The 13,046-nt window shown below is 62.3% G+C and carries 14 protein-coding genes; 5 read left to right on the top strand and 9 right to left on the bottom strand.

The window, feature by feature from the left end:
* Window positions 1-105: 105 nt before the first annotated feature.
* Both N2A41_RS05140 and N2A41_RS05135 read left to right on the top strand, forming a co-directional pair.
* A complete protein-coding gene (locus N2A41_RS05140) occupies window positions 106-306 on the top strand; it encodes a hypothetical protein (RefSeq protein WP_260110437.1) in 201 nt (66 codons plus the stop codon).
* Window positions 307-344: 38 nt separating this feature from the next.
* A complete protein-coding gene (locus N2A41_RS05135; RefSeq protein WP_260110436.1) occupies window positions 345-710 on the top strand; it encodes an MmcQ/YjbR family DNA-binding protein in 366 nt (121 codons plus the stop codon).
* On the opposite strand, the gene N2A41_RS05130 is transcribed toward N2A41_RS05135, so the two are convergent.
* Both N2A41_RS05130 and N2A41_RS05125 read right to left on the bottom strand, forming a co-directional pair.
* Window positions 695-1,315, bottom strand: coding sequence for a glutathione S-transferase family protein (locus tag N2A41_RS05130; RefSeq protein ID WP_260110435.1), 621 nt, complete (start codon window positions 1,313-1,315; stop codon window positions 695-697). The genes N2A41_RS05135 and N2A41_RS05130 overlap by 16 nt on opposite strands.
* A gap of 374 nt (window positions 1,316-1,689) precedes the next feature.
* Complete coding sequence (locus N2A41_RS05125; protein ID WP_003546432.1) at window positions 1,690-2,046, bottom strand: hypothetical protein; 357 nt, start codon at window positions 2,044-2,046, stop codon at window positions 1,690-1,692.
* A 140-nt stretch (window positions 2,047-2,186) separates the two neighbouring features.
* On the opposite strand from N2A41_RS05125, the gene N2A41_RS05120 reads away from it, so the two are divergent.
* On the top strand, window positions 2,187-2,942 hold the full coding sequence (locus N2A41_RS05120) for a DeoR/GlpR family DNA-binding transcription regulator (RefSeq protein ID WP_222386146.1): 756 nt from the start codon (window positions 2,187-2,189) through the stop codon (window positions 2,940-2,942).
* Here the strand turns inward: N2A41_RS05120 and N2A41_RS05115 are convergent.
* The gene (locus tag N2A41_RS05115; RefSeq protein WP_222386145.1) at window positions 2,917-3,657 is read right to left on the bottom strand and encodes a hypothetical protein; all 741 of its coding nucleotides are present in this window, start codon (window positions 3,655-3,657) and stop codon (window positions 2,917-2,919) included. The two genes, N2A41_RS05120 and N2A41_RS05115, sit on opposite strands and share 26 nt — an antisense overlap.
* 129 nt (window positions 3,658-3,786) lie before the next feature.
* Window positions 3,787-4,794: an asparaginase gene (locus tag N2A41_RS05110; protein ID WP_222386144.1), complete on the bottom strand. Its 1,008-nt coding sequence runs from the start codon at window positions 4,792-4,794 to the stop codon at window positions 3,787-3,789.
* A 391-nt stretch (window positions 4,795-5,185) separates the two neighbouring features.
* Between N2A41_RS05110 and N2A41_RS05105 the strand changes: the two genes are divergently transcribed.
* Window positions 5,186-6,397, top strand: coding sequence for an MFS transporter (locus N2A41_RS05105; RefSeq protein ID WP_260110434.1), 1,212 nt, complete (start codon window positions 5,186-5,188; stop codon window positions 6,395-6,397).
* A gap of 319 nt (window positions 6,398-6,716) precedes the next feature.
* On the opposite strand, the gene N2A41_RS05100 is transcribed toward N2A41_RS05105, so the two are convergent.
* Window positions 6,717-7,340 carry a helix-turn-helix transcriptional regulator gene (locus N2A41_RS05100; RefSeq protein WP_260110433.1) on the bottom strand — a complete coding sequence of 208 codons (624 nt, stop codon included), beginning with the start codon at window positions 7,338-7,340 and terminating at the stop codon, window positions 6,717-6,719.
* A 101-nt stretch (window positions 7,341-7,441) separates the two neighbouring features.
* Here N2A41_RS05100 and N2A41_RS05095 point away from each other — a divergent pair, with 101 nt between their 5' ends.
* A complete protein-coding gene (locus tag N2A41_RS05095; RefSeq protein ID WP_260110432.1) occupies window positions 7,442-8,869 on the top strand; it encodes an MFS transporter in 1,428 nt (475 codons plus the stop codon).
* Here N2A41_RS05095 and N2A41_RS05090 read toward each other — a convergent pair.
* The 4 genes from N2A41_RS05090 to N2A41_RS05075 all read right to left on the bottom strand — a co-directional run bounded on the left by N2A41_RS05090 (window position 8,850) and on the right by N2A41_RS05075 (window position 12,907).
* Entirely contained in the window at window positions 8,850-9,848 is a 999-nt protein-coding gene (locus tag N2A41_RS05090) for an NAD(P)H-quinone oxidoreductase (RefSeq protein ID WP_260110431.1), read from the bottom strand. The genes N2A41_RS05095 and N2A41_RS05090 overlap by 20 nt on opposite strands.
* A gap of 78 nt (window positions 9,849-9,926) precedes the next feature.
* On the bottom strand, window positions 9,927-11,744 hold the full coding sequence (locus N2A41_RS05085; RefSeq protein ID WP_260110430.1) for a GGDEF domain-containing protein: 1,818 nt from the start codon (window positions 11,742-11,744) through the stop codon (window positions 9,927-9,929).
* Window positions 11,745-11,901: 157 nt separating this feature from the next.
* The gene (locus N2A41_RS05080) at window positions 11,902-12,141 is read right to left on the bottom strand and encodes a ribbon-helix-helix domain-containing protein (RefSeq protein WP_017963432.1); all 240 of its coding nucleotides are present in this window, start codon (window positions 12,139-12,141) and stop codon (window positions 11,902-11,904) included.
* A 217-nt stretch (window positions 12,142-12,358) separates the two neighbouring features.
* The gene (locus N2A41_RS05075; protein ID WP_017963430.1) at window positions 12,359-12,907 is read right to left on the bottom strand and encodes an HdeD family acid-resistance protein; all 549 of its coding nucleotides are present in this window, start codon (window positions 12,905-12,907) and stop codon (window positions 12,359-12,361) included.
* Window positions 12,908-13,046: the final 139 nt, after the last annotated feature.

The raw sequence follows: 13,046 nt of genomic DNA, 5'->3' as shown, positions 1-13,046 counted from the left end.
CATACGCAATCAATTCGAACATGCAGTCTGCGGGAAATACGATGGTTCAGCGGGCGTTAGCCACTGCACTATCTGTTCCGCGCCACTGAGAAAGCGAGGCATGCCATGTTGTTGCTGAAGTTTTTCTTGAGACCAGTTCTTCCTGTAGGCACCGCGGAAATTGGCGATGCTCCCGCCTGGAAGGACGATCCGTTGCGGCATCCGGAGGTCGAGCGTATGTCGATGCGCGAAATCGCCGATCTGCCGCTCGGGATGCCAGCCGGCTTTCCCAAAGAGGCCAAACCGCCGCTGGCGAAATGCGCCTGAAGATATGGTAGGTTCGCCCTGGCAGAAAGGGCGGAACCATGGCCTGTGATGTCGATGCGATCTTCGAACGTCTGAAGCGGCTGGCGGCGGAAGCCGGGTTGCCCGATGTCGAGGAGAGCACCTCCTATGGCAGTCCGGCACTGAACGTCGGCGGCAAGAGCTTTGTCGCGGTGAAGAATGCCGAGACGATCGTGATCTCGATTTCGCTCGACGACAAGGATCACCTGCTGGAGATGGCGCCCGACGTCTATTTTCAAACCGATCATTATGTCGGCTGGCCGCATCTGCCGGTACGCGCCGCCGTGATCGGCGACGAGGAATTGCGGCTGCGGCTGGTCGGCGCCTGGCTGTTCCGGGCGCCGAAGAAGCTTGCCGCCGGATTTAAGGATCAGACCCGATCGTAGGCCAGCGCCCGCTGCACGGCGGGACGCTGCAGCATGCGGGCGTGATGGTCGCTTGCCTTTTCGAACCGGGCGGGATCGACGCCATCCGACGGCAGCCAGTCGGTCATCACGAAGAGATAGGGATCGGCGAGCGAATAGGCTTCGCCCATCACCCATGGGCCTTCAAACATGGTCTGCTCGATCAGCGTGAAACAATCGGCCATATTCCTAGGCACCTTGGACTTCATCGCCTCGATTGCCAGCGGCTCGTCCGCCCAGCGCGAGCCGCGCGGACGATGGGCATGGTTCACATGCACGGTCGAGCAGATATAGCTGTTAAAGGACTGGAGCCTGGCAAATTCGAAAGGATCGTCAAGCGGCGCCAGCTTCGCGGCCGGCGCGCTCTGGGCGATATAGGCCAGGATCGCCGGCGTTTCCGTCAGCACGCCATAATCGGTGACCAATGCCGGCACCCGGCCCTTCGGGTTGATCTTCAAATAGTCCGGCGAACGCTGCTCGCCATCGCGGAGGCTGATCTTCTTGACTTCGAAGGCCAGGCCGGATTCTTCCAGGGCAATAAGGCTTGCGAGCGCGCAGGTTCCCGGCGCGTAGTACAATGTCAGCATGGTTCTCGACTCCCTTTCGGCAAGGGTTATAGCGTAGCGGTCGGGGCGCCGGAACTGGGGAGATTGGGTTTTGATCGTCCTTGGCACACCAGGACAAATGGGGTGCGTTGGGCGCGAGCGAAGGGCAATGAATGGTGTGGCGTGTGGCCCCCTCATCCGCCTGCCGGCACCTTCTCCCCGCTGGGGAGAAGAGATTCGTGGCAGCACCTCACTTCCTCTGAAAGCGTCTGTTGCGGAAACGAGGGCGATCGGCTTGCTCCCTCTTCTCCCCAGCGGGGAGAAGGTGGCCCGAAGGGTCGGTTGAGGGGGTGAGTGGCAAAGCCGCGAATGCGCTGAGCGTAAGCGAAGGGCAAAGCGCGGGCGCAGCAATCCGCTCAACCGCAGCCCGGAACGTCTTCCAGCCGGTGCCAGACCGGGATACCGCGTTCCCTGGCGATGCGGACGTCGTTGTCCGCTCCCTTGGAATCGCCGGGTAAGCGCAGCACACCCTCGCAGAGCTGCAGCAGCCGGCCGGCGACCGGGTGGAAGATCTCTTCGTAGAGCGCGTCGCCGACCGACCGGCCGCCGGCGGCGTGCCAGATCGGCAGCGCCACCCATTCGCCGATCATCGGCACATGGCCGGCCTCAAATAGCGCGTGCGAAGGCGCTTCCAGCCGCTTCAGGTTGGCGGCCATCTTTTCCGGGTCGTCGCCCGTTCCGGACCGATAGGGCCCGGCAATCAAAATCAACATGATCCACTCCTTCGCTCCGCTTCTGCGTGAGCACTCCCGGCCTCATGCACGGGATTTCGTGAAAATGCACGATATTTCTTGAATGTCGAGTCATTTCGTGCAATATCGGGCTATTATGTTTGATTTCGTGCAGAGAACCGATGCTGACAACCCAACGCAAGACCCTCATCCTCGACATCCTGCGCCGTGACGGCCAGGTGATCGCCAAGCGCGTGGCCGAGGATTTCGCCCTTTCGGAGGACACGATCCGCCGGGACCTCAGGGAAATGGCGGCGGAGGGGCTGTTGAAACGGGTGCATGGCGGGGCGATGCCGCTGGCGCCTGATTTGCCTGACTTTACCGCACGGCGCAGTGTCTCGTCTGAGATCAAGGCGCGGCTCGGGGCAGCGGCGGCGGCGATGGTCAAGCCGGGCCAGATGATCTTCCTCGATGGCGGCACGACGACGGCGGAGATCGCCAGACACTTGCCGCGCGACATGCCGCTGACGGTTGCGACCCACAGCCCGACGATCGCCGCCGAGCTCGAACACCACCCGACGGCCGAGGTGATCCTCACCGGCGGACGGCTTTACAAACATTCGATGGTGGCGACGGGGGCAGCGGCTATGGCGGCGATCTCGCAGCTTCGCCCCGACCTGTTCTTCCTCGGGGTGACGGCCGCCCATCCAGTGCACGGGCTTTCCACTGGCGATTTCGAGGAAGCGGCGATCAAGCGGCACATCGCGCGCTGCGCGGCCGAAACGCACGTGCTGCTGACCGAGGAGAAGTTCGACCTCGTCTCGCCCTGCCCCGTGCTTGGCATTTCCGAGGTGGCGGGGCTGATCGTGCCGGCGGAGATGACGGCCGAACAGCTGAAACCCTATCGCGATCTCAACGGCGTGATCGCCGCAGCATGATGGTGCTGCGGGAGGGCTGCGGCACAGCAGCATGCGGCAGAAGGCTAGCGGCAAGGGCCGCGATAAAGGTTGCCAATACGGCATAGGTCGGCGCCATGCTGCCGGTTCCAAAAGTCAGCACCGTCTGCAGATATGGCTGCGCCAGCGCGATGACGACGGAAAGTGCCGGCATGTCGAGCAGCGTCCCGGCGATCCGCGACAGTTCCGGCATGAAGGCCACGCCGGCAAGCGCGCCGTAGACCGCCGTCAGGCGGAGTGTGAGGCGCAACGGCACCGACGCTGCAAGCGGGTGCGTGTCTCCGTCCTCGATGACAATCACGAGATAGGCGACGAAAGCTGCCAGAAACAACGAGGCGATGGGGAGCGCCGCCAGCGTGTCGAGTTGCGTCAGAGCCCTTGCGTCCGCCGCCAGGAAGAAGAGGATCGGCGTCGAGGCAATGAACCAGATGGCGACGATCGGCCCCCAGAACCAGATGAGCGAGAGCGTGTGAAGACGGAGCAGGGTCGCCATGAAGAGTATGCCGATCGCAGCCCAGATGCAGGCGGGTTTGAGCACGCCCGATATCAGCCGGAGAACCGGCTCGCAGGTGCCGGCCATATCGCCGCAGCCGGACAGTTGGATCGTGAGCCAGGTGATATAATCGAGGCTCAACGTGGCGAACATGAAGATGCCGATGCCTATCAGCATCCACCAGAGATAGCGGCCTGCAAACATGCCCTGCCCCCATGGCTTCCAGGACTGTGCTCACGTCGCCGCGAAAGGGTGCATCCGCGATCGCAGGACGTACCCTTTTATATTAGGTAATTCTTATTTTTCTAATAACTTATATATGCCAGTTCCCACTCACCCGACCAAGGCGGAGGTGACCCTGACATCGCCGACATGGATGCCGTTCCAATTGCGCATCGGCGTTGAGGCATAGGCCATCAGGCCCGCATGCACCTCATCGTCCATCTCGAAGAAACGGGCGAGTGTCGCCGCCACCATGGCTTCGGCGGCGCGGGTCATGCCATCCTCGCATTTGAGAGCGATGGCAATGCCCTTTTCCGGGATCGCGGCGCAGAAGACGCCTTCGGCACCTGTCTTGCAGAAGATACGGCCGGGGGCGATCTGCATCAGCGCCGTGCAGGCGCGGCCGGACCCCGCGACATAGAAGGGCTCGGCCATACAGGCCTCGATCAGCCGGCGGCATGCCTTGGCGCGCAAGGGTTCCAGACCAATGCCAGTCGTCATTTTGGCAAAACCGTGGGCAAGGCTGCGCAGCGGCACGGCATAGGTCGGGATAGAACAGCCGTCGGTGCCGCAGCTATCGGCGCCAAGCACGGCGCCTGTCAGGCTTTCCATCGCCGCGCGGATCTCGACCTGCAGCGGGTGCTGATAGCCAACGTAACCCTTCGGATCGAGGTCCTGATGGCAGCAGGCGCAGATGAAACCGGCATGTTTTCCCGAGCAATTGTTGTGCAGCGCGGTCGGCGCCTCGAGCGTCCGGGCCTGCTGGATCAGGATCTTCTGGCTCATCGACCAGTGGGCGCCGCATTCCAGCGCTTGGGCATCGCGACCCGCGCGCGTCAGCATGGAGTGGGCCAGCGCCACATGCTCGTCCTCGCCATTATGCGAGGCGCAGGCCAGCGCCAATTCCTTGTCACCGAAGCCATAGGCATCGGCCGCACCACTCTCGACCAGCGACAGCGCCTGCATCGCCTTGCAGGACGAACGCGGGAAAATGGCGGCCTCGATGTCACCCAGCGAGAAGACGAGCTTGCCGTCGCCATCGACCACAGCCACCGCGCCGCGATGACGACTTTCGACGAGCAGGCCGCGGGTGACTTCGACGGTGACGGGATTGGTCATGAGCTTTTATCCGGATGCTGGCGGGAAGAGGCAGCCATAACGCGTCACGCGGGGAAAGCCAACGGGGTTGACGTTTTGCAAGGCTTAGGCTTAGGCGCATGCGCGAGTGCCCGCCAGATGGAGCACCGGGTCGATATGTGGCTGGACGTCACCCCACTCTCCGTCATCCTCGGCCTTGTGCCGAGGATCCATGCCCGGTGCTGATGGATGCCAGCGTAGATCCTCGGGTCAAGCCCGAGGATGACGGAGGGTGGGGTGAGCCTCGCTGCGAGCTCGTTCGGCAATCACATCGTCCAAATATTCATCACATAAATTGACCGAAGCGATCGGAAACTATCGTTTCTCTGATAGGTCAGATGCAGCTAAGAGTGGTGCATCAGGAATCATCCCCATGCCATCCACCTTTTCCTTGATCCTTCGCGATAACAGGATCCGTATTCCGACCGTGACACTCGTCGCTCTCGCCTTCACCTATGCGTCGACCGCGCCCTATCAGTCGATCATCGGGATCAATGAACTCGGCTTGAGCAATGGCGCCTATTCGGCGCTGGTGTTCTTCTCGGCAATCGTCAACGTCACGACGAGCCTGACGCTCGGCATCTGGTCGGACAGGCTGAAAGAGCGCCGGCCGCTGGTGCTCGGGCTTTCCGTCGCCGGCATGCTCGGCTTCGGGTCGATCGCGATCTTTCATAGCCCCGTGATCTTCATCTTCTCGACGCTGTTGCTGGTGCCGATGAGCAATTCTACCTATTCGCTGCTGTTCGCCAGCCTGCGCGCCAGAACCAACCAGATGGGTCGCGGCCAGGGGGCGGCGATCACCGCAACGGTGCGGGCACTCTTTTCCGGCTCATGGGCGCTGGCGCCGGGGTTGATCGGCCTCTATCTCGTCAGTTCGCCGTCGATGACGCCGGCCTATGGGATCGCGGCATTGGCAAGCTGCACCTGCTTCTGCCTGTATTTTTTCTTCGCACCCGGAAATGGCTCAGGCGGCCCTGCCCCCGATCCAGCCGGCTTCTTTGCTTCGCTAAAGCGGATTTTCGTGCCGCATGTGCTATCGCGCGTCATCGTCATGGCGATGCTGTTCGGGCTGCAGCGGCTGAACAGCATGCTCCTGCCGCTGATCATCACCCATGCGGCCGGCGGCACCGTGGTCGATGTCGGCTTCATGGCCGGCTTGACCGCCCTGCTCGAAATGCCGTTCATGATGGCGTGGGGCTTTGCGCAGTGCCGCTTCCGAACGGTGCATGTGCTCGCCTTTGGCGCGTTGATCTATTGCGTCTATCTGCTGCTGCTCGGTTTTGCTTCCGCGCCCTGGCACATCTATGCACTCCTCCTCTTCAATGCCTGCGGGGCGGCAGCGATCCTCAGCGTGCCGATCACCTATCTGCAGGACCTGATCGCGGACCGGCCGGGGCTTGGAACCTCGCTGATCTCGCTGAACACGTTCATTGGGGTTGGCATCAGCGCCGGCCTCTTCGCCTTCGGCACCGCAATCACCGATTATTCCGGCACCGCCTTCGTCGGCGCGGCCGCGGGTCTCGCATCGATTGGAGTGCTGCTCTATCTCGAAAGCAGCCGGCGGCAGGCGCGGCAACTGGCGTGAAGTGCAAGCCGCTTGCGAGCGATACGGTCACGCGGCGGGGAGGTGTTCCGCGGCGCTTGAGACACAACTCGGCCCAGGAGATTGCCGAAACCGGCCCCTCATCCGCCTGCCGGCACCTTCTCCCCGTAAACGGGGCGAAGGGACATTGTCGCGCCCTCTCCGTTCCCACCTCGCTCTCGCATGGCACATCCCCTCTCCCCGTCAGAACGGGGAGAGGGTTAGGGTGAGGGCAGCCATTGGCACCAGCCGGCAGTAACTCGAGGCCGAGAATGACTGAGGGTGGGAAGCTACTGGATGGGCGACATCGCATCACGACGCCTCAATGCGGCTTAATGCGATAGGCGCAGCGGCGGGCGCCGAGGAGGATGTGTTCGCTGCGCTCGATATCGGCGCCGAGGACGGCGCGGAAGGTTTCGAGTTCGGAGCGGCAGAAGCCGGCGCAGGCGGTGGCGGCGGCGCAGATCGGGCAGTGGTTTTCGACCAGCATGAAGGAGCCGTCGGCCTCCTGCCACTGATCGGCCATATAGCCCTCGCGGGTGCGGATCGCGGCAAGGGCCTCGACGCGCGAGGCGAGGTCATGCGCCTTGCCGAGCTCTTGGCGATAGCGCTGCAGCGTCTCGGCCTCGCGGGCGGAGATGACGGTATCGAGGGCTGCGGGGCCGAGCTGTTCGACGAGCGTGCCGAGGAGATTTGCCGTCAGCTCGGCATGGCCATCCGGGAACTGGCGGTTGCCGCTGGCTGTGAGGTGCCAGAGCTGACGCGGCCGGCCCCGGCCCGCGGCGGCAACGGTGACCGGCTCCACCAGGCCCTTCTCCGCCATCTTCGACAGCTGCTGGCGGGCAGCTTCGCCTGATATGCCGAGCGCATCGCCGATCGCGGCGGCAAGCTGCGGGCCGTCGGTCTTTATCAGGATCAGGATCCGGTTGGCTGGGGACTGACGCATATTTTCCAAGTCAAGTCTTGTTTAATTCGAGGCGGCATGTAATTTTCCAATTTATAACTTGGAAAATAATCGTTCGCCAGCAAAAATCTCGGGGTCCTCCCATGTCGAATCTCGACCAGACAGCAGCCATCCCGAACCCCAGCTCCGTTTTCCGCCTCTTCCTGCCCGAGCACCTCCCGGCAACCTTGATGCTGGCCGGCGGCGTGACGCTTTATGCGGTGGAGAGTTACATCATGGCGACGATCGCGCCTTCGATCGTGCGCGATATCGGCGGCCTCGCGCTGTTTTCCTGGGTCACCAGCCTGTTCGTCGCCGCCGCGGTGCTCGGCTCGATCTTCGTCGCCATGCGGCCGCGCGGGATCGGACTTCGCTCCGTCTATGTGATCGCAGCACTGGTCTTCGGCGTCGGCAGCCTGATTGCCGCAGCCGCACCGTCGATGCCGGTGGTGCTGATCGGACGCGCGGTGCAGGGTCTGGGAACAGGCGCGCTTGCAGCACTCGGCTATGCCTTCATCCGCTTCGTTTATCCCGAGCCGCTATGGCCGAAGGCCTCGACGCTCTATGCGGCGATCTGGGGGGGCTCGACCGTCATCGGGCCGACGCTCGGTGGCTTCTTCTCTTCGGGTCACGCCTGGCGCTATGCTTTCATCGTGCTCGTGCCGCTCGGCCTTCTGATGGCGTTCCTGGCGCCGCGGCTTCTGCCCGAGGTCGAGGACGACCGCGAGCAGAAGAAGACCCCGATTGCCCAGATCGGACTGCTGCTTGCCGCCGTGCTGATGGTGAGCGCGGCCGGCGCGATCGAGACGACGGGCGCGAAAATCGCTTTGATCGCGGCCTCGGTCGTCGCGGTCGCCGGCATGCTCTTCATCGAGGGCCGAAGCCCGAACCGGCTCTTGCCGTCCGGCGCCGTCAGCCTTTCCCGGCCGATTGCACGTGTCTATCTGACGATGCTCGCCATGACCGTCGTGCTCGTCAGCGACGTCTTCATTCCCTATTTCCTGCAGACCCTGCATGGGGTGGCGCCACTCCTGTCGGGCTATTTGGTGGCGCTCGTTGCCCTCGGCTGGACATTCGCTGCCTTCCTCAGCGGCTCGCTGACCGGCAGACGGGCCTATTGGGCAATCGTCATTGGCGCCCTCATCGAAGCGGCGGCGACCGCTTGCCTCGCCGTCTTCCTGGCCAAGGACAATCCCGAGGGGCATATGCTCCTCATCGTGCCGGCGGCGATCGGCATGCTCATGATGGGCTTCGGCATCGGGCTCGGCTGGGCGCATCTCGTCGCCATGGTGCTGAAACTCGTCGCCGACAACGAGAAGGACAAGGCTTCTGCCGCGATCCCGACAATGAGTTCGCTCGGCGGCGCCTTCGGTGCGGCCTTTGCGGGCGTCATCGCCAATGGCGCCGGCCTCGTCGAGCCCGGCGGCATATCAGGCGCGCTGTCGGCGGCGCACTGGCTTTATCTATTGATGGCGCTGCCCGGTGTTCTTGCCGTCGGCATCTCGCTAACGCTCACCCAACGCGCAGCATGATCTTGCCGACATGGCTGCCGTCTTCCAGCAGCCGGTGGGCTTCGACGACCTCGTCGAAGGCAAAGACCTTGTGAATGACGGGAGCGACGGTGCCGGCGGCGAGCAGCGGCCAGACCTCGGAGAGCAGATCGTCGCGAATGGCGCGTTTTTCTTCCGCCGTGCGCGGCCGCATGGTGGAGCCGGTGACCGTCAGGCGCTTGACCATGATCGGCGAGAGATTGACCTTTTCGGCGATCGCGCCGCCAAGGAAGGCGATGATCGACAAGCAGCCGTCCCTCGCCAGTGAGGCGATGTTGCGCTCGAAATAGGCCGCGCCGATCATGTCGAGGATGATATCGACGCCGTGGCCGGTCTCGGCCTTGATCACCTCGGCGAAATCTTCGGTCCGGTAGTTGATCGCGCGTTTGGCGCCAAGCTTTTCGCAAGCCTCGCATTTCTCCTTCGAGCCCGCCGTCGCGTAGACCTCGGCACCGAAGGCGCGGGCGAGCTGGATCGCCGTCGTGCCGATGCCGCTGGAACCGCCATGGATCAGCACCGTCTCGCCTTCCGTCAGCCCGGCCATCTGGAAGAGGTTGGCCCAGACGGTAAAGAAGGTCTCAGGCAAAGCTGCCGCCTTCACCGCGTCATAACCCTTGGGAAAGGGCAGGATCTGGCCTGCCGGCAGCGGGCAGTATTCGGCGTAGGCGCCGCCATTGGCGAGCCCGCAGACCTTGTCGCCGACGCCATAGCCGCGGACGCCGGGGCCGACGGCAACGATTTCGCCCGACAATTCCAGGCCGAGGATCGGGCTCGCATCCTTGGGCGCGGGATAGCTGCCCTGGCGCTGGGCAATATCGGGGCGGTTGACGCCGATCGCCTCGGCGCGCACCAGGACCTCTCCGTCGCCGGGCACAGGCAGCGGCCTCTTGCCGATTACCATCACCTCCGGTCCGCCGAAGGACGGCAGATCGACGAAACGCATATCCTGAGGCAAAGGCATGACCGGCTCCTCCCTAATCGGAAGCAACCGGAATAAATCAGCCCCGCAGGCTTTGGAAGGCACGACGTGGCAAAGGCGTCAATTCGCCTCGCCCAGCAAATGGAAGACGAGACCTTCCTCGCTGTCCTTGGCGGCCGATTTGATGATGGCGATCTCGGCGCTGACGCGGTTGATATCGTCGATGACGAGGCCTCCCGGCAGTTCGATGACGCCGATCGAGCAGCGCATCAGCGGGAATAAAGCTTCAACACCGGTGCGGTCGTGACCGAGGATGCGGCCGGCGGCGCGGTCCTCGTCGGAATAGAGATCGCGCACGTCGTCGTGGAAATCGCTGATCAGCCGGTCGAGGATCTCCGTCAGTTCCTCCTTGGTCCAGCCGACAATGCCGATGAAGAAATCGTCGCCGCCGACATGGCCGAGGAAATGGCGCTCGGCGAAGAAATAGCGGCGCATCAGCGCGGCAAACAGCGAGATTGCGTGGTCGCCGAGATGGAAGCCATAGGCATCGTTGAACGGCTTGAAATTGTCGAAGTCGCAATAGCAGAAGTGGCGGAGCTCATCGCCGTCGCGGCCGGACTGACGCATGAAATCGCGGATGGCGCGATTGCCCGGCAGGCCGGTCAGCGGGTTCTGGTCCTGCGCGGTCTTCAGCTGTTTCTCGTTGATGACCTTGATCAGCGAGGCGGCGGAGACGACGCCGGCATAACGCATATTGTCGGTCAGGATCAGGCAGTTGCTGCCTTCCATGTTGGCGAAGATCGCCATCAGCTGTTCGGCGTCGCTGTCGAGGCCGACGATCGGCGCCATCTCGACGAAATGCGAGATGCTGCGCTCATACATCTTGTTCTTCAGGAGATCGCGGCCGAAAGGCTGGTAGATATATTCCTTGAGGTGATGCTCGTGGATGATGCCGCGCGGCTCGTCATTGGCATTGAGGACAGGAAAGAAGGCCTGGCGCGGATTGCGGCGGAAGAGTTCGAAGACGTTGTCGATACTGTCATTCTCGTAGACCGTAGGCAGCAGCTCGATCTGCTTGCGGATGAGGATTTCGTCGAGCGACTGACTGCCCCGCTTGCTCTTGCCGAGCTCCTGCAGATGCGGGAAGGACGGCGCCAGCTCCGATATATGCGTTGTCGGACGGGCGATGAACCAGCCCTGGACGAGGTCGACGCCATATTCGCGGCAGGCGATGAATTCGGCCTCGGTCTCGATGCCTTCGGCGACGACGCGTGTGCCGAGCACGTGGGCAATGTTGACGATGCTTTTCAAGAGATGACGCTTGCGCGGGCTGCGGTCAATCTCGGCGACGAAATGACGATCGATTTTGAGATAATCGACGGGATAGTCGCAGAGCAGCTTCATCTCGCCATTGCCGACGCCGAAATCGTCGATCGCCAGCTTGAAACCAGCCTTGCGCAACCTGGAAACCAGGCCGGAAAATTCCGGCACGCTGGTATTGTCGAAACGCTCGGAGAATTCGAAGCAGACGGAGGATGGCGGAATATTGGCCTTGCGCAGGTGTTGCAGCAGGGTCTCGACCAGGCTTTCGCCATGCGGGATGAGCCGGACATCGAGATTGAGGAACAGCGTCGAGGTGGAGAAATTCGACAGCGTCGCGAATTTGGCGAGAGCGCGGCTGGCGACCATCTGTTCGAGCTGCAGCAGCTGGCCCAACTGATGGGCTTCATCAAGGATTTCGAGCGGCGTATCATAGCCGATGCGGTCCTGGCCGCGCATCAGGGATTCGTAGCCGAAGACCGTGCCGGTGCCGGCCTCGACGATCGGCTGGAAGGCGTTCTCGACCACGAGCTTGGCAAGGGTTACGATCTGATCGCTGGCGTAGCGGCGCAGGACATCCGGCGCGACGGTGGCAGCCAAGGACATCCCGGTTTTCATTGGGGCTGATCTCCACTGTGACTTGTTCTTTTCGTCCGGAACATGCCGCAGAACGGTCAATGAACTCTTTCGCCAGTGTGAAAGTTTTATGAAACGGGCAAGGGCGTCCTACGCGCTCCGCGTTTATTCCATTTTTCCAATGCAATCAGATGCTTGCTCAGGCGGAGCGACGGCGCTCCGCCTCGTGATCGGCGAACATGTCGGCGACGCATCTGCCGCCGGATGGAGCGTCGTCGTCTAGCATATCGTCCCGGAACTCATTGAGCTTGCGGGCGGTATCCCAGAGACGAAGCGCCTCGCGAACGACCTCGCTGCTCGAGGCATAGCCGCCATTATCGACGGCGGCGCGGATGCCCGCTGCCTGTTGCGGAGAGATGGAAACGGTGACCATCGGCATGAACTTCCTCCCTTTTCTGATCAGGCAGAACCCTGTCTCTGGGGGATGCATGACCATCTTCAGCATTCTCGGCGATCTCGCCGGTGCCTTGGTGCATTCGCACATCGGACCGTCCGCGTGCTGGATCGGCCCATAACCCCTTAAGTCTAATCCCCTGTCCTAGTCTTGTCAAAAAAGAACGGGTCTTGTCAAAAAAGAGCGGTCAGCGGCATCAGTTTCAACTGCGGATGCCGAGGCCGAAGGCGATCATCGTCGAGCCCTGGACGATGAGATCGGCGGCCAGGAACAGACCGAGGATCCAGAGGCTGTTCACCGGCCAGCCGAGCGCGATGACGAAACCCGCAAGGGCGGTGATGACGCCGCTTGCGACGATCCAGCGCCAACCCTTGACCGGCTTCATGCGCATGCCGACCCAGGTGCGGAAGACGCCGGCGATGACCAGTGCGAGCGAGAGAAACAGCGTCAGCGCCGCCGAAGTGAGGATCGGATTGACGAAGGCGCAGATGCCGGCGAGCACGTAGAGCAGGCCGCTCAGCATCCAGAACAGAACATGATCCCAGCCACGCACCTGGAAGGCATGGACGAGATAGATCACGCCGCCGAACAGCATCAGCATGCCGACATAATAGACCGAGACGACGGTGGCGAGCATCAGATTGCCGAGCGCGATCAGACCGCAGACGAGCAGCAGCACGCCGAGGCCGGCGAACCAGATCCATTTCGACTGCAGCGAAGATGTCGGCGTTCCCTCGAAGACATCGGCCATGACGCACCTCCTGTTGGATTCAACATATGCTGCAGCAATTTTTCAGGAAAAGATCTGCGCTGAATCAAATCGAGAAAGATTTTTATTGATTGATCAGTCAATCAAAAATAACCTGCTGCTGATTTCAAGGAGTGGTCTG

The sequence above is a fragment of the Rhizobium sp. SRDI969 genome (assembly GCF_025152725.1).
GTDB classification, from domain to species: Bacteria; Pseudomonadota; Alphaproteobacteria; order Rhizobiales; family Rhizobiaceae; genus Rhizobium; species Rhizobium leguminosarum_I.
This window is presented reverse-complemented; position numbering and strand designations above follow the sequence as displayed.